The sequence below is a fragment of the Streptomyces sp. NPDC008121 genome, from assembly GCF_042957155.1.
Classification (GTDB): Bacteria; Actinomycetota; Actinomycetes; order Streptomycetales; family Streptomycetaceae; genus Streptomyces.
The window spans coordinates 36,065-59,739 of the sequence record NZ_JBIBHT010000002.1 but is presented as its reverse complement, the minus strand read 5'-3'; the positions used below and the strand labels follow the sequence as shown (position 1 = coordinate 59,739).

Annotated in this window: 13 protein-coding genes; 6 read left to right on the top strand and 7 right to left on the bottom strand. The window is 72.8% G+C overall.

Annotated features, from left to right (window positions below; all coding sequences use genetic code 11):
* Nucleotides 1-655: 655 nt before the first annotated feature.
* Complete coding sequence (locus ACFZBD_RS05875) at nucleotides 656-1,933, top strand: SpoIIE family protein phosphatase (RefSeq protein WP_391138475.1); 1,278 nt, start codon at nucleotides 656-658, stop codon at nucleotides 1,931-1,933.
* Between the two features lie 427 nt (nucleotides 1,934-2,360).
* The gene (locus ACFZBD_RS05870; protein WP_391136136.1) at nucleotides 2,361-4,937 is read left to right on the top strand and encodes an FG-GAP-like repeat-containing protein; all 2,577 of its coding nucleotides are present in this window, start codon (nucleotides 2,361-2,363) and stop codon (nucleotides 4,935-4,937) included.
* A 101-nt stretch (nucleotides 4,938-5,038) separates the two neighbouring features.
* Here ACFZBD_RS05870 and ACFZBD_RS05865 read toward each other — a convergent pair whose 3' ends face one another.
* Both ACFZBD_RS05865 and ACFZBD_RS05860 read right to left on the bottom strand, forming a co-directional pair.
* Nucleotides 5,039-6,256 carry a geranylgeranyl reductase family protein gene (locus tag ACFZBD_RS05865; protein ID WP_391136133.1) on the bottom strand — a complete coding sequence of 406 codons (1,218 nt, stop codon included), beginning with the start codon at nucleotides 6,254-6,256 and terminating at the stop codon, nucleotides 5,039-5,041.
* Nucleotides 6,257-6,293: 37 nt separating this feature from the next.
* A complete protein-coding gene (locus tag ACFZBD_RS05860) occupies nucleotides 6,294-12,773 on the bottom strand; it encodes an SDR family NAD(P)-dependent oxidoreductase (protein ID WP_391136130.1) in 6,480 nt (2,159 codons plus the stop codon).
* Nucleotides 12,774-13,084: 311 nt separating this feature from the next.
* Between ACFZBD_RS05860 and ACFZBD_RS05855 the strand changes: the two genes are divergently transcribed.
* Both ACFZBD_RS05855 and ACFZBD_RS05850 read left to right on the top strand, forming a co-directional pair.
* A complete protein-coding gene (locus ACFZBD_RS05855) occupies nucleotides 13,085-14,587 on the top strand; it encodes a DUF4246 family protein (RefSeq protein WP_391136127.1) in 1,503 nt (500 codons plus the stop codon).
* Between the two features lie 118 nt (nucleotides 14,588-14,705).
* Entirely contained in the window at nucleotides 14,706-15,689 is a 984-nt protein-coding gene (locus ACFZBD_RS05850) for a DUF4872 domain-containing protein (RefSeq protein ID WP_391136124.1), read from the top strand.
* A 78-nt stretch (nucleotides 15,690-15,767) separates the two neighbouring features.
* Here the strand turns inward: ACFZBD_RS05850 and ACFZBD_RS05845 are convergent, their stop codons facing one another.
* Both ACFZBD_RS05845 and ACFZBD_RS05840 read right to left on the bottom strand, forming a co-directional pair.
* Nucleotides 15,768-16,205: a VOC family protein gene (locus ACFZBD_RS05845; protein WP_391136121.1), complete on the bottom strand. Its 438-nt coding sequence runs from the start codon at nucleotides 16,203-16,205 to the stop codon at nucleotides 15,768-15,770.
* A gap of 197 nt (nucleotides 16,206-16,402) precedes the next feature.
* On the bottom strand, nucleotides 16,403-17,203 hold the full coding sequence (locus tag ACFZBD_RS05840; protein WP_391136118.1) for a methyltransferase domain-containing protein: 801 nt from the start codon (nucleotides 17,201-17,203) through the stop codon (nucleotides 16,403-16,405).
* 239 nt (nucleotides 17,204-17,442) lie between these two features.
* On the opposite strand from ACFZBD_RS05840, the gene ACFZBD_RS05835 reads away from it, so the two are divergent.
* Nucleotides 17,443-17,991 (top strand): hypothetical protein, encoded by a 549-nt coding sequence (locus ACFZBD_RS05835; protein ID WP_391136115.1) that lies wholly within the window; start codon nucleotides 17,443-17,445, stop codon nucleotides 17,989-17,991.
* Between the two features lie 50 nt (nucleotides 17,992-18,041).
* On the opposite strand, the gene ACFZBD_RS05830 is transcribed toward ACFZBD_RS05835, so the two are convergent.
* The 3 genes from ACFZBD_RS05830 to ACFZBD_RS05820 all read right to left on the bottom strand — a co-directional run bounded on the left by ACFZBD_RS05830 (nucleotide 18,042) and on the right by ACFZBD_RS05820 (nucleotide 21,171).
* On the bottom strand, nucleotides 18,042-19,145 hold the full coding sequence (locus ACFZBD_RS05830; RefSeq protein ID WP_391136112.1) for a hypothetical protein: 1,104 nt from the start codon (nucleotides 19,143-19,145) through the stop codon (nucleotides 18,042-18,044).
* 143 nt (nucleotides 19,146-19,288) lie between these two features.
* Nucleotides 19,289-19,972, bottom strand: a complete 684-nt coding sequence (locus tag ACFZBD_RS05825) for a response regulator (protein WP_391136109.1) — start codon at nucleotides 19,970-19,972, stop codon at nucleotides 19,289-19,291.
* On the bottom strand, nucleotides 19,969-21,171 hold the full coding sequence (locus ACFZBD_RS05820; protein ID WP_391136106.1) for a histidine kinase: 1,203 nt from the start codon (nucleotides 21,169-21,171) through the stop codon (nucleotides 19,969-19,971). The genes ACFZBD_RS05825 and ACFZBD_RS05820 overlap by 4 nt, the downstream gene beginning before the upstream one ends.
* A gap of 279 nt (nucleotides 21,172-21,450) precedes the next feature.
* On the opposite strand from ACFZBD_RS05820, the gene ACFZBD_RS05815 reads away from it, so the two are divergent.
* On the top strand, nucleotides 21,451-23,670 hold the full coding sequence (locus ACFZBD_RS05815) for an MMPL family transporter (RefSeq protein ID WP_391136103.1): 2,220 nt from the start codon (nucleotides 21,451-21,453) through the stop codon (nucleotides 23,668-23,670).
* The last annotated feature ends 5 nt before the right edge of the window (nucleotides 23,671-23,675 follow it).

The following is a 23,675-nucleotide window of genomic DNA, read 5'->3' as shown; positions in this document are numbered from 1 at the left end:
CGGAATTCACCAAGGCAAGCTCAAGGATGAGTCAACGAAGAGTAATGCGCGCACGTGAACGGAGCCTTGCAACACCCTTGCCGTACGAAGGTTTTCGAAGGGAATCAGCCGGATGTTGACGCGAACAGCAGCGTCGAAGGGGGCCGTGGGCGCGCGGTGGCGGGGGCGAGTGGCTTCCGGGTCGCGGCCGGGGAGCCGTCTGCGAGGATGACCACGTGGACGCAGACCGCAGACGTCACGTGACGGTGACCGGCCGGGCCGACCGGCCGGCGGGGACGCCCGCGGGCCAGGCGGGACTTTCCGGACACGGCCTAGGGCGTGTTTCGAAAGTCCCGTCTGGCCAGGAACGCCTGGCACGCACGCTCGCTGCGTTGTCGGTCGTCGGCGCAGCCCGCTGCGCTCTCTCCCCCTGCGCCTGGCGGCGCGGGAGGTGCCCCCACCCTCCGCCTTGCGATCGCACGCACCAGACGCCTCCGGCCCCGCCCTGCGGGCGGACGACGCTACTTTCGAAACACGCCCTAGGGCCTGTGCCGGGCATTCCGGGCCGGACGGGACGCTCGGCGCACGCCCTGGGGCGATCGCCCGCGCCGGGGCGCGTCACCGCCCCGGGGAAGACCGCCGCGGCCGTCGCCGCGTACCGGGAGACCCCCGCATGATGTGCGCGACCGGCGACGACCACGGACACCCGGGCCCGGGAGGCGGGGGACCGGCGCCGGACGACGAGCAGGCGCGGTTCTCCGCTCTGCTGGAGGACAGCGCCGAGGACCTCTACGAACATGCGCCCTGCGGCTACCTGACCACCCTGCTGGACGGCCGGATCGCGAAGATCAACACGACCCTGCTGGACTGGCTCGGCTACGAGCGCGGTGAGGTGGTGGGCCGCAAGCACCTCTCCGACCTCCTCACCGTCGGCGGCCGCCTCTATTACGAGACCCACTTCGCCCCGCTGCTGCGCATGCAGGGTGAGATCAGCGGCATCGCCCTGGAACTGCTGGCCGCGGACGGCTCCCGCCTGCCGGTGATGGTCACCTCGACGCTGAAAGCCGACGCGGGCGGGCAGCCCCTGCTGATCCGCACCACCGTCTTCGACGCCCGCGACCGCCGCGCCTACGAAATCGAGCTGCTGCGTGCCCGCAAGGAAGCCGACCGGGAACGCGACCGCCTCCGCGTCCTGGCCACCACCCTGCAGAAGTCCCTGCTCCCACCGACACTGGTGAACGTCCCTGGTCTGGACGTCTCCGCGTACTACCACGTGGCCTCCGTCGACGAGGTCGGCGGCGACTTCTACGACCTGTTCCCCCTGGCCTCCGGCACCTGGGGCCTCTTCCTCGGCGACGTGTGCGGCAAGGGCGCCGCAGCGGCGGCGGTCACCTCCCTCGCCCGCTACACCCTGCGTGCCGCCGCCGTCTACGATCCCGACCCGGTGGCCGTCCTGGACAACCTCAACACGGTCCTGAACCACGAGTACAACGGCACCGACCCCCGGTTCTGCACGGTCGTCTTCGGCCTGCTCACCCCCGACACCGAGCGGGGCGGTTTCCGTGTCACCCTGGCCAGTGGCGGCCATCCTCCGGCCCTGCTCATGCGGGCCGACGGCACCGCCGACTTCCTGCCCACCCCCGGCGGCCAGCTCATCGGCGTCCTGCTCGACGCGCACATCGCCACCACCACCGTCCACCTCGCCCCCGGCGACAGCCTCCTCCTGCACACCGACGGCCTCACCGAGGCGCATACCAACGCCACCGCGGGCGGTGCCGAACGCTACGGGGACGACGCCCTCCTGGACTTCGGCCGCGCACTCGCTCCCACCACCGCCTCCGCCACCATCGACGCGGTCCGCGAACTACTCGACACCTTCGGCACCGGCGTGGACGACGACACGGCCGTCCTGGCCATCCACGTGCCCCGGCCCACCGGCGACGAGCAACGGTGACCACGCATCCGGCCCTCCCCACGCGTACCACATCCCAGGCGCCCCAGCCTCCAGGCCGCCGAAGCCGCCCGGCGCCCCCCGGAACGGTGACCGGGCGCAGTCCGGGGCGGGCACGTGAGGTGCGCGGGCGCCACTGGCGAACGGGCCGGCCCGGGAGTTCGAGCCCCGTCGCCAAAACTCCCCGAAGGTAAGGCATTTCCTCGATTATGATGATCGTTCCCGTGTCGCCGGCGATGCCTGTCACGACCGCACCCGCGACACGCCGGAGCGCGACCGAGTGCGGAGCGGTGGCGCCGACGCGACGGCGAACGCCCAACGACGGCCGTGGAGCTGGATCCCGCGGGACACCAGCGCCTTGGGGCCCCGCGTCACCCTCCGGCGGTGGCGGGCCCCGCGACCGTCCCCGATCCGACCGGAAAGACAGCCCATGCTCCGTACCACCTCCAGATCCGCCCGGACCAGAGCCGCAGCCGCGGCGCTCGTCCTGGGGCTCGTCACCGCCGGGCTCTCGGCGACGCGGGCGACGGCCGACGAGGTCGTCCCGGCCCCGTTCGCCGAGGCCTTCGACAACGCCGGCATCGCCCCTCAGGCGTCGCCAGGCCTCGCGAACCTCGACGGGACGGGCGACAGCCTGTCCGCCGAAGCGCTCGACGCCGCGGGCTGGACCCGCGGAGCGCGCGTCACCGTCAGCGGCACGACCTACACCCTGCCCGACGTGGCCCCCGGCCAGAAGGACAACATCGTCGCCGACGGGCAGCGCGTGGCCGTCTCCGGGTCCGGCAACGCCCTCGGCTTTCTGCTGACCGCCACCGGCGGTCCGGCGAGCGGCTCCGGCACCGTGCACTACGGCGACGGCACCACCAGCGCGTACACCCTCGAGAACGTGGGCGACTGGGAAGGCGGCAACACCGTCGCCGCGGCCGTCGTCCTCGGCCGCTCCGCACGGGGCACGGCGCCGGTGAAGCTGTTCGCGCTCACCGTCCCCCTCACCCCCGGCAAGACGGTCTCCTCCGTCACGCTGCCCACCCTGCCCGCGGGCGGTCCCCGACTGCACGTCTTCTCCGCCGCCGTGCGCGCCACCCCGGCCGCGCCCGGCGGCGCCTCCTGGACGGGAAGCTGGGCCACCGCCTTCGGCTACGGGCGGTCCACCTCCATGGGAACCGGGTACCCGGACTGGACGAACCAGACCTTCCGCATGGTCGTCAACCCGCACTCCAGCGGCTCCACGGTCCGCCTCCGCTTCGCCAACACCTTCTCCCCGCACCCCGTGAAGCTCGGCCACGTCACCCTCGCCACCCAGGCAGACCAGGCCACCGCCACCGGGACGCCCGCCACCGTGACCTTCGACCAGAGCCGGCAGACCACTCTGCCGGCGGGCGGCGAAGTGGTCAGCGACCCGATCGACTTCCCCGTCACCGCGGGACGGAACCTACTGGTCAGCTACCACCTGCCCGGCACCGTGAAGGTGGCTCCGCACCACGGGTACGCCCTGACCACCTCCTACACCACCGCCCGACTCGCCGGTGACCGGACCGCCGACGTGCGGAAGGACGCCTACACCCAACCGGTCTCCTTCTGGGGGCTCGTCAGCGGTGTCGACGTCGCGAGGGACGGCACCGCCGGAACCGTCGTGACCATCGGCGACTCACAGACCGACGGTGGTCACAGCACCGCGAACGCCAACAAGCGCTACCCCGACCACTACGCCTCCTTCCTCGGCGACGGAGCCTCGTCCCCCGGCGTCCTCAACGCCGGCATCAGCTCCAACCGGATAGCCACGGACTACGCCACCGGTGCGGGACCCAGCGCCGTCACCCGCCTGGACCGTGACGTCTTCGCCCAGCCCAACGTCCGTGAAGTCGTCCTCTACGAAGGCGTCAACGACATCGTCCAGGACAACGCCTCGGCCGCGACCGTCACGAACGCCATCCGGACGATCGCCGCCCAGGCCCGAGCCCGCGGCATCCGCGTCACCGTCGCCACCATCCCCGGCTTCTCCGGGTACACCGGAGGCAACGGCCCCTTCCGGCTCCACGAGGCCGTGCGGCAGCAGGTGAACGCTTACATCCGCTCTACCGCCGACATCGACGCGTACATCGACTTCGACGTGGCCACCAAGGACCTCGACGACCCCTACGCCCTCCGGCCCGCGGTGGCGAGCGCGGACAAGCTGCACTTCGACGACGCCGGTACGGAACTCCTTGGCCGCACCCTGGCCGAGCGAGCGCCCCGGGCGGCGCTGCCGATGGGGGAGACCACCGCGGCCGACTTCGACGGCGACTCGATCACCGACCTGATGGCCCGCCACGACCCCACGGGCACCCTGAAGGTGTGGTTCGGCCGAGGCGACGGCACCTTCGACAAGGCGAAGGACCTCACCCTCGGCTGGCAGAACTACTCCCAGACCACCGCGGCCGACTTCAACGGCGACGGCAAGGCCGACATCCTGGCCCGCTACGAAGGTCCCGCCACCGCGGACGTTCCCCGGAACACACTCCGCATGTGGCTCAACCGGGGCGACGGCACCTTCCACACCCCGCACAACGTGACCGGCGGGTGGGACTTCACCCAGACAGCGACCGCCGACTTCGACGGCAACGGCGCGGCCGACCTCATCGCCCGCGACCCGGACGGCGATCTGAGGATCTGGGCGGGCCGGGGCGACGGCACCTTCCGGGCCTCCGTCCCGCTCACCGCAGGGTGGACGTTCACGCAGACCACCACCGCGGACTTCGACGGCGACGGCGAAGCGGACATCCTCGCCCGCGACCCCGCCACGAACAGCCTGAAGATGTGGATCCACAACGCGGCCGGCTACTTCGACGAGCCCGTCCACGTCACCGGGGGATGGGCCTTCTCCCAGACCACCGCAGCCCAGGACATCGACGGCGACGGCAAGGCGGACATCCTCGCCAGGGACGACTCCACCGGCACGCTCAAGGCCTGGCCGGGACGGGGCGACGGCACCTTCGGGGCCGCCCGTGACGTGACGCGGGGCTGGTAACACCGCGAGCGGGGCCCCCGGACGCCCCGACGGCGGACGGCACACCGACGGCCCGTCCCCCTCCGGCAGCGGAAGGGGACGGGCCGTCGGCGTTCCCACGCCTACGCGGTCGCCGGCGCGGGCGCGGGTACGGGCACGGGTGACATCCAGGTGCCCACGGCGGCGGCCGCGCGCGCCAGGGGCGTGGTCATGATGCCGGCGACGCTGGTGCGGCCGGCGATGTACCGGTCCAGGCTGCGCCACGCCGGCGGCACGCGGGTCAGCGCGGTGTGGACCAGACCGGGGTTGAGGGTGAAGAGGTCCATGAGGGTGCGGCTGGCACGCATCTCGGCGCCGAGGGCGGCGTCGACCTGCCGCCCGTACCGCCCGACGGCCGCCTCGGCCTCCGCCGTATCGGAGGCGGAGACGACACCGGCCGCGGCATCTCCCGCGAGCCTGCCGGAGCGCAGGGCGTAGGAGATGCCCTCGCGTGACCAGTGGTCGAGGAGCGCCGCCGCGTCTCCGGCGACCAGGACCCGGCCGCGGGCGAGGGGGGAGTCCGGGAAGCGGCACCGCGTGAGGTGGCCGGTGTCGTGGAGCGGGCGGGGCCCGAGGAGTCCGTGGCGCGTGAGGAAGTCCTCCTTGTAGGCGCGCAGCGCCTGCGGGTTGCCGCGGGCGGCGACCACGCCGGCGGTGCACACGTCGCCCTTGGGGAAGACCCAGCCGAAGGAGCCGGGCAGGGGGCCCCACTCCATCAGCATGCGGCCCCGCCAGCGGTCGGCCGTCCGCTCGTCGACCGGTACTTCGGCCTCCAGCGCGAGGTCGACCTGGGCGCACCGGACCCCGACGTAGCGGGCGACACGGCTGGCGCTTCCGTCGGCGCCGATGACGACGCGCGCGTGCAGGGATTCGCCGCGGTTCGTCCTGACGGTGACGGTGTCGCCCTCCTGGTCCAGGCTGTTCAGGGCGGTCGTGTCCTGGACCTCGGCGCCCGCCGCTGCGGCTGCTTCGGTCAGCGCCTGGTCGAGTTCGCTGCGGTAGACCATGGCGCAGGTCGGTGACGCGGAGGTGAGGGTGCGCTCCCTGCGTCCGTTGTGGCTGAAGGTGAACCGGCCCGCGGTGTCGTAGGTGCGCAGGGGCAGGCCGGGAGGCAGCGCGGCGAGCGAGGCACCGATGAGGCCTCCGCCGCAGGTCTTGTAGCGGGGGATGGCCGCACGCTCCAGGAGCAGGGTGCGCAGGCCGTGTTCGGCGCAGACGCGGGCGGCGGTGGCGCCGGCGGGGCCGGCACCGACGACGATCACGTCCCGGACGGACGAGTCGGGGATCGGCGGTCGGGGCATACGAGGCTCACCTCGGGGTCGGTAGGGGTACGGATGGTCAGCCGCGGGCGTCCGCGGCGGCGGTGGAGGCCGCCCCGGCGAGGCGGTCGTCCTGTTCCTGCTCCGGGTGGAGGCGTGCCAGGAGGTAGCGGGTGAGCGCGGAGGCCGTGGGGTGGGTCCACATCACGGTCGTGGGGATGGCCAGGGCCAGGTCGCGCTGGAGCCGATTGCGCAGGGCCATGGCCATGAGGGAGTCCAGACCGAGCGTGACGAGGGAGGTGGCGGCGTCGAACCGGTCGGCCGGCAGCCGCAGGACCGTGGCGATGTGCTCGAGGACGCGCGCTTCCAGCAGCTGGTGGCGCTGCCGGGGACCGTCGCTCTCGCGCAGCGACCGCAGCAGGGCGTTGCCGCCGTCGGCCTGGTCCACCGCCCCGGTGCCCGAGGCGAGTTCGGCGAAGAAGGCGGTGCGCCCGGTGGCGGGGAACGACTCCAGCCAGCGCGGCACGTCGGCCGGGGTGTAGGCGGTGCGGCCACGGTCGTGGGAGAGGACGCGTTCCAGGGCGTCGATGCCCTCCTCGGGCGAGATCATGGCGTAGCCGCGCTGCTCCATCGCGGCGCCGCGGCCGACCTCGGCCCAGGGCCCCCAGTTGACGCAGGTGGCGGGGAACCCGTGGGACCGGCGCCACGAGGTGAACTCGTCGAGCCAGGCGTTGGCCGCCGCGTAGGCGCCCTGCCCGGGGTTCCCGAGGAGGGAGGCGGCGGAGGAGAAGCCGACCCACCAGTCCAGCTCCTGGCCGGCCGTGGCGTGGTGCAGCCGCCAGGCTCCCGTGGCCTTGGGTCGCCAGACCCGCTCCAGGAGGTCGGGGGAGAGGTTGGCCACCGTCGCGTCCTCCACGACGGCCGCGGCGTGGACGACACCGCGCAGGGGGTGGCCCGTGGCCAGGGCCGTCGCCACCAGGGTGTCGGCGGCGCCCGGTTCGGCGAGGTCGGCGCGGACGACGTCGACACGGGTGCCGTGCGCGGCGGTGAGGGCGTCGAGCGCGGTGCGGGCGGCCGCGGTGGGGGCGCCGCGGGAGGTGAGGATCACCGCCGCGGCGCCGCGGCGGGCCAGCCAGCCGGCGACCAGCAGTCCGAGACCGCCGAGGCCCCCGGTCACCAGGTAACTGCCGTCGGCCCGGACGACGGGGACGTCGTCGGGACGTACCGGAAGGGTCTCGGTGCCCGCGGCGGGCCAGGTGAGGACGAGCTTGCCGGTGTGCCGGGCGGAGGCCATGGTGTGGAAGGCGGAGGACGCCTCGTGCACAGGGTACGGGGTGACGGGAAGCAGCGGCAGGGTGCCGGCCGCGAGCACGGCGCCGAGCTCGCGGTAGCCGTCGGCGAGCAGGTCGGGATCCTGCCGCATCATCATCAGGACGTCGACGGCGGCGAAGCTGGCGTTGCGCCGGAAGGGCAGCAGCCCGAGCCGGGTGTTGGCGTAGATGTCCCTCTTGCCGAGCTCGAGGAACCGGCCGCGATGTGCCAGCAGCTCCAGGCCGGCCGCTTGCGCCGGGCCGGTGAGGGAGTTGAGGACGACATCGACCCCGCGGCCCTGGGTGAGGTCGCGTACGCGGTCGGCGAAGGCGAGGGTACGGGAGTCCATCACGTGCTCGATGCCGAGGCCGCGCAGGTACTCCCGCTTGGCCTCGCTGCCCGCGGTGGCCAGGACCTCCGCACCGCGGGCCCGGGCGAGGTTCACCGCCGCGAGGCCGGTGCCGCCGCTCGCCGAGTGGATGAGCACCTTCTCGCCCGGCTTGAGGCGGGCGAGGTGCCGCAGGGTGTACCAGGCGGTCAGATAGGCGCAGGGCAGGGCGGAGGCGTCCCGCGCGCTCACCTCCTCCGGCACGGGCAGGAGGCAGTCGGCCCGGACCGTCGCGAAGGAGGACATGAGGGCCGTCTGCCCGGCGTCGACGAACATGGCGGCGACACGGTCGCCCGGGCGTACCGTCCGCACGCTGTCCCCGACCGCGGTGACGACGCCGGCGCCGTCGAAGGCGCAGACGTCCGCGGTCTCCTCGCCGTCCGCGTCGAAGCGCTGGTAGACGCCCATGGCCTGGAGGACGTTGATGAAGTTGACGCTGGTCGCCTCGAGCCGGACCTCGACCTCGTCCGGGCCGGGCCGGCGGCGGGGCTGGGCGACGAGTTCGAGGGAATCGAGGTCGCCGGGGCGGGCGAGGTGGAGGGCGACGCGGTCGTGTCCGTGGTCGACGGGGACGCGCCGGCGCTCGGCGGCGTCGAGCGGCATGTTGCGCAGGCGGGCGAGGTGCCGGGTGCCGGCGCGGTAGGCGATCTCGTCCTGTTCCACGGGGCAGGACAGCAGCTCCGCGGCGACGTCGGCGACCGGGGTACGGGAGTCGGTGTCCAGGATGCCGGGGCGCAGTTCGGGATGTTCGTAGCTCAGCACCCGTACGAGTCCGCGCAGTCCGGCCTGGGCGAGGTCCGGCCGGTCCGCCTCGGCGACGTGCTGCGCTCCGGACGTGACGGTCCACAGCCGTGGTCCGCCGGAGTCGGCGGCACCGTCGGCGAGGCCCCGGGCCGTGTCGGCGAGGCGTGCGACCTGCCGGCGCGCCTGATGGTCGGGGGACGCCTCGGTGGATCCGGCGGTGGCTGCCGGCAGGTACACCACGGCCTGCGGGGCCGGTGTCCTGCGGGCGGGGACGGAGGGCGCCACCGGTGCGGTGGGGTCGGGCGTCAGCGTGCGGAGTTCGACCGTGGCGCCGTGCTCCTCCAGGGCGCGACCGAGGTCGGCGGCGTACGTCTCACGGCCGGGTTCGGCGAGGAGGAGCCAGGCCCCGGGCACGGCGGCGGGCGCGGAGCGTTCGCTCGGCTCCCAGACGGTCTGCAGCAGCCGGTCGGCGAAGCGCTCCTCGGCGCTCTGCGCGGGTACGTGCGTGAAGTCCACGCCGGTGGCGTCGGCGGCCACCGTCCCGTCGTCGGCCCAGAGGCGGAAGTCGGCGGTGTAGCGGCCGTCGGCGATCCGCCGGAGCGTGACCTCGCAGTGGCCGCTCAAGGGGAGCTGTCGGTAGAGCCGGAGTCCGTCGATGCGCCGGGGCAGGATGCCTCCGGCGGGGACGTCGCCGCTGCGCAGCACGACGGCCGCGACGGCTTGGAGGCAGGCGTCCAGCATGACGGGGTGGCAGTGCAGGGACTGCGCTCCCGCGCGGCCCTCGTCCGGTACCCGCAGGCGGGCGAGGAGCCGGGTCCCCGGACGGTCCGGCGGCGTGCCGTCCGCGGCGAGCGTCTGCAGGCCTTGGAAGGGCGGGCCGTGGTGCACCCCCCGCTCCTCACGCATCTGACGGTAGACGTCCTCGGTGTCCACCCGGTGCGGGAACTCGGCGAGCAGACGGGGATCGAAGTCCTCCGGGACGGGGTCGCCCTCGGGCACGACGTGCAGCCGCGCCTCCGCGTGCCGGACGGAGGTGCCGTCCCCGGCCGCGCTGGTGACGTACCAGCGGGCGCTCTCCGGCCCCGTCGTCTCGGCGGTGGCGGTGACGCGGGTGCCTTCGGGGGCGGTCAGCAGGAGCCGCTGCAGGTCGACGTCGGTGAGGCGCAGCCGCTGCGGACCGCACCCGTAGAGGTCGGCGGCGGCGGCGACCGCCATCTCGCACAGCGCGGCGCCGGGGACGACGGCGACGTCGTCGACCCGGTGGGTGTCCAGCCAGGGCAGGGTGGAGGGGCTGAGGCCGGTCTGCCAGAGGTGACGGCCCTCGCCGTCCGGATCCGCCGTGTGCGGTCCGGTGAGGGGATGGGTGGAGACGGAGGGGCGGGCTCCGGTCGACTGCCGCAGGGGCGAGGGGGGAAGGACGTGGCGGGTGCGCTCCCAGGTGGTGGGCGGGAGCTCGGCCAGCGCGCCGTCGCCGTAGCGCTCGGCCCAGTCGAGGGGGTGACCGGCGCAGTGCAGCGCCGCCACGTGGGTGTGGAAGGCCAGCAGGTCGTCGGTGTCGCGCAGCAGGGAGGGCACGACCGCGGTGCCGGTGTGGCCGTGGGCGGTGAGGGTCGCCTGCACGGGGTGGGTCATCACGGGGTGGGGGCCGAGCTCGACGAACAGCCGGTGACCGTCCTCGGCGGCGGCCCGCACCGCGTCGGCGAAGCGGACCACACGGCGCAGGTTGTCCGACCAGTAGTCGGCGTCGAAGGCGGCGTCCGCGCGGGGGTCGTCGGTGACGGTGCTGTAGAAGGTGGTGTGCGCCGTCCGGCCGGTGACGTCGGCGAGTGCGCGGCCGAGGTCGGGCAGGATGGCGTCCATGTGGGCGGTGTGCGAGGCGACGTCCACCTCGACCACGCGGATGCCGACGCCGTCCGCCTCCCACGCCTCGGCGAGCCGGCGGATGCGGTCCGCGTCGCCGCCGATGACGGTGTGGTCCGGCGAGGCGACGACCGCGACGGTCACTCCCGTGACGGCCTGCTCGGCGAGGAGCCGCTCCACCTCTGCCCGGCCCAGGGCCACCGACGCCATGAGACCCTGTCCGGCAGCTCGCAGGATCAGCCGCGAGCGGCGGCAGATGACCCGTACCCCGTCCTCGACGCTGAGCGCGCCCGCGGCCACGGCGGCGGCGACCTCGCCCATGGAGTGGCCGATCACGGCCGCCGGTTCGACCCCGTGGGACCGCCACATCGCCGCCAGGCCGAGCTGGATGGCGAAGATCACCGGCTGGACGCGGTCGAAGCCCGTCACCACGTCAGGACACCGCAGCGTCCGGCGCAGCGAGAAGCCGGACTCCTCGGCGACCAGCGGCTCCAGCTCGTCGATGACCCGGGTGAACTCCGGGTCCTTGTCCAGCAGCTGTCGGCACATCCCGGCCCACTGGGAGCCGTGGCCGGAGAAGACCCACACCACGCGCTGCCCTGCCTCGGGCAGTGCCCGGCCGGTCGCCGCCCCGGCCTGCGGTACGGCTCCTGACGCCAACTCCCGCAGGCGCGCCACGAGTTCCGTACGGTCGACGGCGACGACCGCGGCCCGTTCGCGGGCCGGCGAGCGGCGTAGCGCCAGGGTGTGCGCGACATCGCCCAGGGGGGTACGCGCTCCCTCCTCCGTCAGCCAGCGGGCCAGCCCCTCGGCGGCGGAGCGCAGGGCGCCGGGGGTGCCGGCGGAGAGGGGGAAGACGCGCAGGGTCTCCTCCTCGCCTCCGTCCCCGGCCGATCCCGGCGGCGCGGGCGTCCGGACGGCGTTCCGTACGCGCGAGGACGTCGGCGGCTGCTCCAGGACCACGTGGACGTTGGTGCCGCTGATACCGAAGGAGGACACGGCGGCCAGCCGGGCGCCGCCCCGGACCGGCCACTCGGTGGTGTCCGTGGGGACGAACAGGCGGGTGCCGTCGGCGTCGATCTGGGGGTTCCAGCTGTTGAAGTGCAGGCTGGCGGGCACCAGACCGTGCCGCAGGGACGCGATGGCCTTCAGCAGACCCGCCACGCCCGACACCGGTTCGGTGTGGCCGATGTTCGTCTTCACCGAGCCCAGCGCGCACCGGTCGCGGCCCTTGCCGTAGACCGCGGCCACGGCGGCGAACTCGATCGGGTCGCCCACCGCCGTGCCCGGCCCGTGCGCCTCGACCATGGCGACGTCGGCGGCTTCGACACCCGCGCGGCGCAGAGCCAGGTGATAGAGGTCGATCTGCGCGGGCTCGGAGGGGGCGCTGAGCCGGGTGCCGCGGCCGTTCTGGTTGACGGCGGTCCCGCGCACCACGGCCAGGACCCGGTCCCCGGCCCGTACGGCGTCGGAGAGTCGCTTGAGGACGACCACGCCGCAGCCCTCGCCCCGGACGTAGCCGTCGGCGGCGGCGTCGAACGCGTGACAGCGACCGGTGGGCGAGAACACGCCCCACAGAGCGGGAGCGATCACTCCCTCGGGCCCCAGGGTCAGCATGGCGGCCCCGGCCAGGGCCACGTCGGACTCACCCGTACGCAGGCTCTGGCAGGCGGTGTGCACGGCGGCCAGCCCGGAGGCACAGGCCGACTCGACGACCAGTTGAGGGCCTTTCAGGTCGAGCATGAACCCGACGCGGCCCGGTCCGATGCTGTCGAAACCGGTGTACATCGCATAGGCGTTGGTCTCCTCCAGGGACCGCTGCACGCGCAGCATGTAGTCCTTCTGGTAGATCCCGAAGAACATGCCGGTCGGCGTCCCCGCCAGCCGCTGGGCGGGGATCCCGGAGTGCTCGACGGCCTCCCAGACGACCTCGGAGAGCAAGCGGTGCTCCGGGTCCACCCAGGGGGCCTCCTGCGCGTTGATGCCGAAGAACTCCGGGTCGTAGGCGTAGACGTCGTCGTCGAGGAAACAGCCGTAGCGCAGCCGGGCGGCGACCTCGGACGGCAGACCCGCCAGCTCGGCCTGCTCCCACCGCTCCGCGGGCACCTCCCTGACCGTCTCCCGCCGCGCCAACAACAGGCGCCACAGGGAGGTGAGGGACCGGACCTGGCCGGGGAACCGGCAGGCGGCTCCGATGACGGCGATCGGTTCGTCCTGACCCGCTCCGGGTTCCTCGATGGCGGGGTGTGCGCGCATGGGCTGATCCGTTCTCTGCCGCGAGGGCGTGGGGGAGCGATCGACCGCCGGTGCGCCGTGCGCGACGCCTGGAGTCGATCTTGCTGACAGGGCTATCTCGGCACAGCGCGTGACACCCTCCAAGCACACCCCGGGGGTGCGCAGGAGCGCGTCGGTGGTGATGGGGCGCTCCCGCGCCGCGCATTCAGCCGTACGGCCGGGCTCTTGCCGGATCATCGGACGCACGCCGCGGGCATACGGCCCCGGCCGCGTTGTCAGTCCGCTCACGTATCGTTCCCGCCACCGCACACAGACCGGAAGGATCAGAAGAGTTGACTGGCCTGGCCGCTTTCCCGCTGCCTTTTCACGCCTCCCGTTCCCTGGCGTTCGCGACGCCCCGGACGCTGCGAGAACTGCAGATGATGCAGTGCAGCGCGCACATCCGGGAGAAGCCGGGGTGGTTCGACAAGAGGAACGATCCCGACATCGTCGCCAGGTGGACGCGGGAAGCCGTCGCCCAGGGCCTCACCGAGGCGCAGGTCCGCTACGTCCTGGCCGAACTCGCGCACTACGCCGCGCTGCGGGACGGACGGACCGGTGTCGAGGTGTCCGCCGTGGACGGGGTGTGGCAGTCGGACGCGCTGGTCGACGACAAGCTCGCGTCCCGGTTGCGCGAGGCGGTCCGGGTGCTGGAAGAGGTCCCCGAAGCGGACAAGGACTGGCATCCCGGATCGGACGGTCAGGTGCTGGACCTGGTCCATCCCTCACTCTTCTGCCTGGTGCGCGAGGTGAGCGGCGCGCCCGAGCGGGCTTGGCAGAACCCGACGGACCGCTCTTCGCGGTACGAGTTCTCGGAGAAGTTCCAGTGGCTGCCCACGGACGTCGACATCGACGAGGACGGCGAGGTCGTCTTCCGCTCGTACGTCAACAACGTCCACCCCGAGACCCATCACGCACTGGCCTCCGTCCTGCCGGAGGTGTTCGCGTGCATGCGCCCGCTGCTGGAGAACGTGCTCACCGATCTGCGCCATCCGCGTCCCCCGCGGATCGAGGCCGACCCCTACGGGTGGTACGACTCGGAACCGGAGTATCCGAGCAAGGCCGCCTACGACGACGCTGCGGCCTTTACGGAAGCCCTCCGCGCATGGGAAGCGGCCCAGGACGACTGGTGGGAGAACCGCCGCCCGGTCATCCCGGACGCCCCGGCCTTCACTCCACCCGTGGTGCCCGACGCATCAGCCCGGGTCGATCTGCGCGGCCGCCGGCTCCAGGTCATCGTGAAGCTCGCCACCATCCATCTCACCCCGGAGAAGCCCGAGTACGCGGGCGGTTCCTGGCACGTCGAGGGGATGATGAACGAACGGATCGTCTCGACCGGCATGTACTACTGGGACAGCGAGAACATCACGGAGAGCCGGCTCGGCTTCCGGGCGGCGCTGGACGACCCGCGCTACGAACAGAACGACGACAACGGTCTGCGCGAGGTCTACGGCCTCGAGGACGCCCTGAACCAGCAGCTGGGATCAGCGTCGACTCCGGCGGGCCGCTGCCTGGCGTTCCCGAATATCCTGCAGCACCGCGTGGGCTCGTTCCGCCTCGCGGATCCCACCCGCCCGGGACACCGCAAGATCCTGGCGTTCTTCATGGTCGACCCGTCGGAAAGGATCGTCTCGACCTCCGACGTACCCCCGCAGCAACCCTGGTCCGACACGTCGACCATGACGCTCGACCAGGCCAGGACCTACCGCGAACAGCTCATGCACGAGCGCAAGTTCTTCGTCGACGAGCACAACGAGCAGCTCTACGAACGGGAATTCTCCCTCTGCGAGCACTGAGCCGGAACCACCTCCCGGCGTCGCGTCGCGCGTCGGCCAAGCTCCGGCGGCCGACCCGGCCCGACCCGGATGACGCCTTGCCCCCCGATGAAGACTGACGAAGGGACAGATCAGCGGCATGCCCACGGTGAAGGACATCGACGTCCGCGGAACGCAGCACTGCGAGACGACGGCGCTGGGCGTACTGCTGCGCCATGAAGGCCTCGACCTGTCCGAGCCCATGCTGTTCGGACTCGGCTCCGGGCTGTCCTTCGTCTACTGGGACAGCAAGCGCATGGGCTTTCCCTTCCTGGGCGGCCGGGTCAAGCCGTTCGAGCTCACCCGGAACGCCGCCGCCGTCCTCGGGCTTCGCCTGCTGGTCGAGGAGACCACCTCTCCGCGCAAGGCATGGCAGAACGTGGCGGCACCCATCGACGCCGGTCGGCCCGTCGGCCTGCAACTCGACAGCTACCACCTGGACTACTTCAGCACCAGGGTGCACTTCGGAGGGCACGTCGTCGCCATGTACGGCTACGACGAGCAGGAAGCCCACCTGGTGGACACGGCCCCGCAGGGCGGCGCTGTCGTGACCAGCCTCGCCGGCCTGGCCAGAGCGAGGGCCGAGCGCGGCCCGATGACCGCCAGGCACCGCTCCTTCACCATCACGGCACCCGGCGACCTGACGTCACCGCAGGACCGGATCATCCCCGCGATCAGGACCTGCGCCCACGCCTTCCTGAACCCGCCCATTGCCAACCTCGGCTACCGGGGCATCGAGAAGGCCGCCGGCCAGGTGCCGAAGTGGCTGCACCGCAGCGTCGATCCGCGGGAGGACCTGCCACGGGCCGCCCTCCTCATGGAGCGGGCCGGCACCGGCGGCGCCCTGTTCCGCAACCTCTACCGGGACTTCCTCGCCGAGTGCGTCCAGTGGAACGACAGCGGTCACCTGCGCACCGGGCACCGCCTGTACACCGAGGCCGCCGTCCTCTGGACGCGGGTGGCCGCACTCATCGGGAGGGCAGGCACGTCCGGCGAGGCGGACCACCTCGTCCAGGCGGGCTCCCTCCTCCACGAACTCGCACGCATCGAACGGGAGGCGATGCAGGCCCTCGGCGCACTCTGACCCCCGAGGGCCTCGCGCGGCGAGGGACGGCCGGACAGCGTCGCGGCATCCGCGCTCTCGCCGCCGACCGATCAGCCGTCAGTCCTTCTTCAGCTCCTCGGCGAGCATCACGAGGATGCCGCTGGGGCCGCGGAGGTAGGTGAGCTTGTAGACGTCCTCATAGGTCGCCACTCCGCGCAGCGGATGGCACCCGTGCTTGGCGGCCGTCTCCAGGGCCTTGTCGATGTCGTCGACGGAGAAGGCGACGCGATGCATGCCGATCTCGTTGGGAAGAGTGGGCGCCGACTCGATCGCTTCCGGATGGATGTACTCGAAGAGCTCCAGGCGGCCGTGACCGTCCGGCGTCCGGAGCATCGCGATGTTGGCGTGATTGCCATCCAGGCCGACGGCGGTGTCCGTCCACTCACCACTGACCGTGTCCCGGCCGACGACCGTGAGACCGAGGTCGGTGAAGAAGGAGATCGTTGCTTCGAGGTCGCGCACGGCGATGCCGACGTTCTCAAGTCTGATGGCCATACGTCGCATGCTAGTGCCGCACCGCACCCGTTCCGTTGTGTGTGGACGGCGTCGATGTCGAGCGGTGATGCGGGGTGCGGGTGCCCTACGGTGGCCGGCGCGAGGAACGACGCGGGGTCGCCGAGGCCGGGGTGATCCGAACGAAAGCCCTGGCAGCCCGCCGGTCTCGCTCCTGACCTGGCCCGGCCGGTGGAGCGTCAGTGACCGGCGCCGGCCTTGACCGCCTTCGTGGCGAAGTAGCCGGGGAGCCAGCCGGCGGTGGCCTCCGAGTGGTGCGGCGCCTCGGCGAAGCCGGTGATGGCGAACCCCGCCGCGATCTGCCCGCCGAGCTGATCGGTGAGCGTGTGGCTGTACTCCACCGGCGCGTCGAGGCCCCACAGCCGTTCCCGCTCGGCGGGCTCCAGGTGGGTGAGGTCGCTGTAGGGCAGGCGGTGGCGCACGACCAGCTCGCCGCGCGCCTCCAAGGACTCGGCGTCGAAGAGGTACACATCCGGGTTGAGGAAGCCGGACAGGAGCGTGCCGCCGGGGCGCAGCACGCGGTGGCACTCGCGCCAGACCGGCGCCGGGTCCGGGATGAACAGGTTGGAGACCGGGTGGACGACAAGGTCGAACGAGGCGTCCGGGAAGGGGCTCAGGTCGCGCGCGTCGCCGAGCACGGTGCGTAGGTCGAGCCCCTCCCGCGCCGCGACCATCTCGTCCTGCGCCAACTGGCGGGGCGAGTTGTCGAAGACGGTCACCCGCGCACCCGCCGCGGCCAGCACGGGACCCTGCTGCCCGCCGCCGGAGGCGAGGCAGAGCACGTCACGACCGGCGAGCTCCGGCGGGAACCAGGCCGGGTCGACCGGCTCGTACCCGATCAGGACGATGGACCACTGGCCGGCCCGCGCCTTCGCGATCACCTCGGGGCCGACCGGGCGTGACCACTCGTTGTCCTGCTCCACCTCGCGGTCCCAGGCGAGGCGGTTGTGCGCGACGGGGTCGACGGGAGTCTGGCTCATACGCCGAAGCCTAATTGCCGCACCGCACCCGTTGCGCCGATGCGGGTCACCGATCCTCAGGCGCCCGCGTGCCCCTGGCGCGGGGTCTTCGCGGCCGCGTCGCGGCCACGTGGCGAGCGGGCCCCGCGGGCGGGGCGGTGTCGCTCGACTGGCGGTCATTCGGGTCCGACCGCGTGACGGGCGGGCCCGGCGGGGAATGGCTACTGCGCACCGGAGCCCATCTCCCGAGGAGTCCGCGTATGACCCGCGCGTCCGCCCTGGCCCTGACCACCGCCGCCGCACTCGCCGTCGCCCCCGCCGCCGCCTTCGCGGGTCCGCACCCCGGCGGCGCGGCGGCCGAAAAGGCCGCCGTCTACCGGGCGACCGCCCCCTTCCAGCTGCACGCCAACGGCGTGCGGGCCGGCTACAAACCCGACCAGTACTGCGTCTTCGACCGCGCGGGAGGCACCGGCGCGCTCGGCTACCCCCACTTCAACCACGCCCTCACCGGTTCCACGGACCCGGCGAAGCCCACCGCCCTCTACTACGAGGACGACCGGAGGGGCGGCAAGCGTCTCGTCGGGGTCCAGTGGACGGTGCACGACCGCGACCAGAACCCGGCGACGGACGACGACAGGCCGAGCATGTTCGGGGTCCCCTTCAAGGGCCCGAACCGCGGCAACTTCCCCGGCCAGCCCGTCCACTACGTCCTGCACCTGTGGCTGTGGAAGAAGAACCCGCAGGGGGAGTTCGCCACCTACAACCCGACGGTCAGATGCCTGCCCGGCACCACCCGCCCGACCCCCTGAAAGCGCCTCGGCACCCGGCGACCGGACGGACGCCTCCCCGCCCACAGGCCCTAGAAGAGGCCCCTGGATCCGTCGTGAAGCAGGCTGTCCCAGATCGCACGCAGCCACGGGCTGCGAACGGCCGGCAGCCGGGCCAGGGTGTGCTGGAACGTTCCCCGGTCGGCCCGGAACAGGAAGTGCGGGCGCGGCGGGAGCGGGTTGTCGCGAAGGACGTCCCTGGGTATGCCGCCCGACGCGGGGACCGGCAGGTACGGCCGGGGAGAGACCAGCCACAGCCACACCCCGAGGGGCAGCGGTACCCGGTAGGCCGATGCCGCCGGGCCGGCAGGGGTCCAGATCTGCCCCGTCTGCGGATGGACCGGTACGAGGATGATGTCGGCACCCGCCTCAGGGGCTGGCCGTCCCGGTCCGGCCAGGACGGTGCGCCGCTTCGGGAGGTCCGCGGGCAGCAGGGTGTCGAGCGCTCGCTGGAACACGTCCGCGGTCAGACCCTCCGGGACCTCCACGGGTCGACCTTCGGAGGCCGCCAGCAGATGAGCGAGAGCATGGCCGGCCGCAGCCTCCCACCGAGGACTCCACGACCAGTAGTGACTCCTTCCCAACCGTCCTCCCCACGTGGAGATCGGCTCGAAGGGGGGCATGCTCTCCCCCTGAGTCAATGCGGCCCACGAGAGCGGAGCGACCTCGACACCCTCGACGGGGACGCGGTGCACCGCGTCCGGGCTGAGCCGCACCGCTTGCCAGAGCGAGCAGTCGTCGATCCTGGACGCCACGGGCAGATCGCAGGCCTCACACGCCATGTTGGGACCGTCGGTCCCGGCCGGGCCGCAGCAGACGCCGTCGCACTGCTCGGGAATCAACCGGGCCCCGCGGACATCACCGGGTGCCATCACGATCGCCCCTGCAACGCCGTCGGACAGGGCCTGGACCGGTGCGTAGATGCCGCGGGCCTCTGCCTCCCGCGGATCGATCTCGTCCCACATCCGCCACGGCCGACCCCAGGGCTCTTGGTCCACGGCGAACGTTCCCGGCTCCATGAGCACGGGAAGCTGGGCCCCGTCGCCGTAACTCTGGCGGGCATGGACGGGAAGGGAGACCTGGGACAGCGGGACAGTCAACTGAGTCCCGCACTGTGCACAGATGAAAGCGAACAACGACCCTCCGCATGGAAACAGTTGCATGGTGGCATGTCGGTGACATCGGCACCGGGTCCGTCGACACCCAAGGCCGCTGCTCCAGGGCCCCCACGAGCCGCCGGGATACGACGCGGCCCGCGCCGCGCCTGTGGACGAGCCGGTCAGCTCCGGCCGCGCGCTTCGACCAGCCCCGTCTCGTACGCGGCGATCACCGCCTGGGCGCGGTCGCGGACCGCGAGTTTGCCGAAGAGGCCGGTGATGTGGTTCTTCACCGTGGACACGCTGAGGTCCAGGGACTGGGCGATCTCCGTGTTGTCGAGCCCCGTGGCCATCAGACGCCACACCTCCTCTTCGCGCGGCGTGAGATCGACCGGCGCCGAGGCGGTCGGCTGCGGGCGGCTGGGGGGCACCACGTAGGCGGAGATCAGCCGCGTCAACAGCCGGGGCGCGACCGCGGCCTCCCCGGTGTGCACCACCCGCACCGCGGTGACCAGTTCCTCCGGGGAGACGTCCTTCGGAAGGAATCCGCAGGCGCCGGCGCGCAGCGCCGCCACGACGTACTCGTCCATGTCGAAGGTGCTCAGCGCCAGTACACGGCACTCGGGCACCGTCCGCGCGAGCCGTTCCGTGGCGCCGACCCCGTCCAGCACCGGCATCCGGATGTCCATGACGACGACGTCGGGGCGCAGCCGGTGCGCGAGGGTCACCGCCTCCTCGCCGTCGCCGGCCTCGCCCACCACCTCGAAGGCCGGGTCCGGGGCGAGGATCAGGGCCAGCCCGCGCCGCACCAGCGGCTGGTCGTCCACGATCAGCACCCTGATCGCCTCCGCCGTCCGTCCGCTCATCGCGGCGCCCCCGCCCCGGCCGCCAGCGGCAGCCGGGCCACCACCCGGAACCCGCCCCCCTCCAGGGGACCGGCCTCCAGCGTGCCGCCGTGCAGGGCGACCCGTTCCCGCATCCCCAGCAGGCCGTAACCGGAACCGGAGTTCGCGTCCGCCGCTCCGCCCCCGTCGTCCGACACCTCCACGGCCAGCCCGTCCGTGCCGTACGTCAGCCGTACGCGGGCACGCGCCTGCCCGGCGTACTTGCGCGCGTTCGTCAGCGCCTCCTGCACGATGCGGAACACGGTCAGGCCGACACTCGGCGGCAGCGGGCGCTCCTCGCCCCGCACCTCCAGCTCGACCGGGAGCCCGGCCCGGGACGTTTCGCCGACGATGCGCGCCAGGTCCCCGATCCCCGGCTGCGGGGCGATGGGCGGCTCCTCCGCCTCGTCGCCCGCCCGCAGCACGTCCAGGAGCTGGCGCATCTCCCGCAACGCCATCCGCCCGGATCCCTCCAGTGTGACCAGAGCCTTCCGGGCCACCTCGGGGTCGCTCGCCAGGTTGGCCCGGGCCCCTCCGGCCATCAGCTGCATGGTGGTGATGTGGTGGGCGACGATGTCGTGCAGTTCCCGCGCGATACGGCGCCGTTCGTCGGCCACCGCCCGGTCGGCGAGCAGCCGGCGGTTGGTCTCGTTCTCGCGGTCCCAGCGGTTCATCGCGGCCGCGATGACGAGCACGAAGACCACGTTGACCACGCTGCCGACCACGTTCACGGTCACCGGCCACGGCGACTGCCCGACCAGCGGCATCACCGCCGAGACGAGCGCCGCCCCTGCCACCACGGCCGCGCCCCGGGACCGTGCGACCGTGTACAGCGCGACCACGGCCGTCGCCGTGAAGTGCTGCCCCACCGGCACGCTCAGATTCAGGATCAGATCAAACAGCAGGACGGCCGCGAGCGTCGTCAGCGGGGCGCGGCGGCGGGCCAGCAACGGCAGCGCGGCCACCAACAACAGCACGCAGCCCGCCGGCGGGACGTACCCGTGGTCGATCTGGCTGCCGAGGGAGAAACTCAGCAGGTCCACGGCGGCCGCGCCGACCGTGACCAGCCCGTCGTTACGCGTCCAGGGCAGGGCGTCCCCGGCCGACCAGGACGGGGCGTCGCCGTCCCGCCCCCTCCGCCGGCCGACGGAGCGCCCCCGTGCGGTTCTCGTCTTCGGCATGTTGTGGTTTCTCCCCCTCGGCGGGCGGACCGCCGACGGCTGCCGGTGCCCACGACCCGCTGTCGTTCCGGGAGCCATTCTTTCACCGGCCCCCGCCCCTTGCCCTGGGACCCGGGACGGAGGGCGACCTGGGACCAGGGTCCTGGTCGGCGCTCCCGCCCCGCCCCCGCTCCCGGGCGCCGTCTCCTCCTGTGCTCGGACGATTCGCCCACGTCCCGCTGATGAGCTGGACATCAGCCGGGACACCTCGGCGAACCACCCACCTCCGGAGGACGACACGTGATCCGCGCCCTGACCGGGTTCTCCACCCGCAACCCATGGAAGGTGATCGCCGCCTGGGCGGCGCTCGGCATGCTCCTGACCGTGCTCGGCCAGGCCCTCGTCCACCGTGTCACCGAGCCCCAGAGCGGCGCTTTCCTGCCCGCCCAGTACGACTCGGCCGCCGCGCTGACGGTCGCCGAGGAGAAGTTCGGGGTGAAGCCCGACGGCAACACGGTGACCATGCTCGTTGCCCGTGCCGACGGCGAGCCCCTCACCGAGGCCGATGAGCGGCGCGTCGGCACCGTCGCCGACCGGTTGGGCAGCCGGCGCATCGAGATGCCCGCGCCGAGGAAGGAGGACCCGCCCGCCCTCCTGGCCGAGGACTACGCGCAGACCCCCACCGTCCGCTACGCGATGACCGCGCCGGACCGGAGCTTCGGACTGCTCTCCGTCCGGCTGACCGGCAACGCGCTCGACCCCGGCCTGCAGAGCGTCTACCGCTCCTTCCACGACCGGGCCGAGGCGGCGTTCGAGGAATCCGGGATGCGCACCGGCTTCACCGGCGGCCTCGCCGACCTCACGGGCACCGCCGACGCCGAGAAGACCACGCAGACCGTCGTCGGCATCGCCATGACCGGCCTCATCGTGCTGATCAACATCCTGGTGTTCCGCAGCCTCCTGGCCGCCTTCGTGCCGCTGCTGGCGGTCGTCATCGTCGGCGGCGCGGCGGCGGGCACGGTCGTCGGCGGCGCCGCGCTCACCGGCATCAAGCTGGACCCGTCCACCCCGAGCCTGATCAGCGTCGTGCTGGTCGGCATCGGCGTCGACTACTTCCTCTTCCTCCTCTTCCGCTACCGCGAACAGCTGCGCACCCGACCGGAACAGCCCGCCCGCGAGGCGGCGGCCGAGGTCAGCGCCCGGGTCGGCACGGCCGTCACATCGGCCGCCCTGACCATCGTGGCCGCCTTCGCCACCCTCACCATCGCCACGTTCGGACAGTTCCGCGTCCTCGGGCCGGCGATCGCGGTGTCGGTCCTGGTCATGCTGCTGGCCAGCCTCACCCTGATGCCCGCGCTGCTCGCGGTCTGCGGACGCCGGATGTTCTGGCCCTCCCGCGCACTGAAGCGGCAACCCGCCGAAGGAGCGGCCGCCCGCCTCGGCGCCCTGGTCGCCCGCCGCCCGAGGAGCCTCGTCCTCGCCTCCCTCGCCCTGCTGGGCGCCCTCACGGCCGGACTCGTCGGCATCCGGATGGACTTCGGCCAGAGCGGCGGAAACCTCGAGACCCCGGCCGCCGCCACCGCGGTCGAGATCTCCCGCGCCCTGCCCGCCGGAGTGTCCGACCCGGCCACGGTCTACGTCACCGCGAAGGACGGCCGCACCCTGACGGCTCAGGGGATCGAGGCCCTCCCGCGGGCACTGGGCAAGGTCGACGGCGTCGGCAGGGTCGGCGCGACCACACTCAACGAGGACCGCACGGCCGCGCGCTTCGACCTGTACCTCACCCCCGGCCCCCAGACCCAACAGGCCCGCGACCTCGTCTCGGGACCCCTCCGCGACACGGTCTCCGCCACCGCCCCCGAGGGAACCGAGGCCCATGTCGGCGGCACGGCCGCGATCTTCGCCGACATCTCCACGGCCGTCGACCACGACCTGCGGATCGTCTTCCCGGTCGCCGCGGTACTGATCGCCCTCATCCTGTTCGTCCTGCTGCGCAGCCTGCTCGCCCCCGCGATCCTCATGGTCGCCGTCGGCCTCGGCTTCGCCGCCACCCTCGGCGCCTCCACCCTGTTCTTCCAGCACCTGCTCGACGAGCCGGGCGTCGACTTCACGCTCCCGCTGGTGCTCTTCCTCTTCGTCGTCGCCCTCGGCACCGACTACAACATCCTGATCAGCGACCGCATACGCGAGGAGATGGGACGCCCCGGACCGGCCCGCGCGGCCGTGGCCCGGGCCGTACGGCACACCGCGCCCGCGATCGCCACGGCGGGCGTCGTGCTGGCCGCCTCCTTCGGCAGCCTCGCCGTCAACACGAACCCCTCCACCCAGCAGATCGGCTTCGCGACGGCGCTCGGCATCGCGCTCTCCGCGTTCGTCCTGTCCATCGTGCTGGTGCCCGCGCTGGCCGCGCTGCTCGGCCGGAGCACCTGGTGGCCGGTCCGCCCCGGCGGCCCCCGGCGCCACCACCCGGCCGAACCGCCGCTTCCCCGCCCGCACGAGGACCACGTCCCCGTCGGCTAGGAATC

Excerpts from the sequence above, each read along its gene's own strand:
- ACFZBD_RS05875 (WP_391138475.1), top strand. The coding sequence starts at position 656 with ATGTGCGCGACCGGCGACGACCACGGACACCCGGGCCCGGGAGGCGGG.
- ACFZBD_RS05870 (WP_391136136.1), top strand. The coding sequence starts at position 2,361 with ATGCTCCGTACCACCTCCAGATCCGCCCGGACCAGAGCCGCAGCCGCG.
- ACFZBD_RS05865 (WP_391136133.1), bottom strand. The coding sequence starts at position 6,256 with ATGCCCCGACCGCCGATCCCCGACTCGTCCGTCCGGGACGTGATCGTC.
- ACFZBD_RS05860 (WP_391136130.1), bottom strand. The coding sequence starts at position 12,773 with ATGCGCGCACACCCCGCCATCGAGGAACCCGGAGCGGGTCAGGACGAA.
- ACFZBD_RS05850 (WP_391136124.1), top strand. The coding sequence starts at position 14,706 with ATGCCCACGGTGAAGGACATCGACGTCCGCGGAACGCAGCACTGCGAG.
- ACFZBD_RS05845 (WP_391136121.1), bottom strand. The coding sequence starts at position 16,205 with ATGGCCATCAGACTTGAGAACGTCGGCATCGCCGTGCGCGACCTCGAA.
- ACFZBD_RS05840 (WP_391136118.1), bottom strand. The coding sequence starts at position 17,203 with ATGAGCCAGACTCCCGTCGACCCCGTCGCGCACAACCGCCTCGCCTGG.
- ACFZBD_RS05835 (WP_391136115.1), top strand. The coding sequence starts at position 17,443 with ATGACCCGCGCGTCCGCCCTGGCCCTGACCACCGCCGCCGCACTCGCC.
- ACFZBD_RS05825 (WP_391136109.1), bottom strand. The coding sequence starts at position 19,972 with ATGAGCGGACGGACGGCGGAGGCGATCAGGGTGCTGATCGTGGACGAC.
- ACFZBD_RS05820 (WP_391136106.1), bottom strand. The coding sequence starts at position 21,171 with ATGCCGAAGACGAGAACCGCACGGGGGCGCTCCGTCGGCCGGCGGAGG.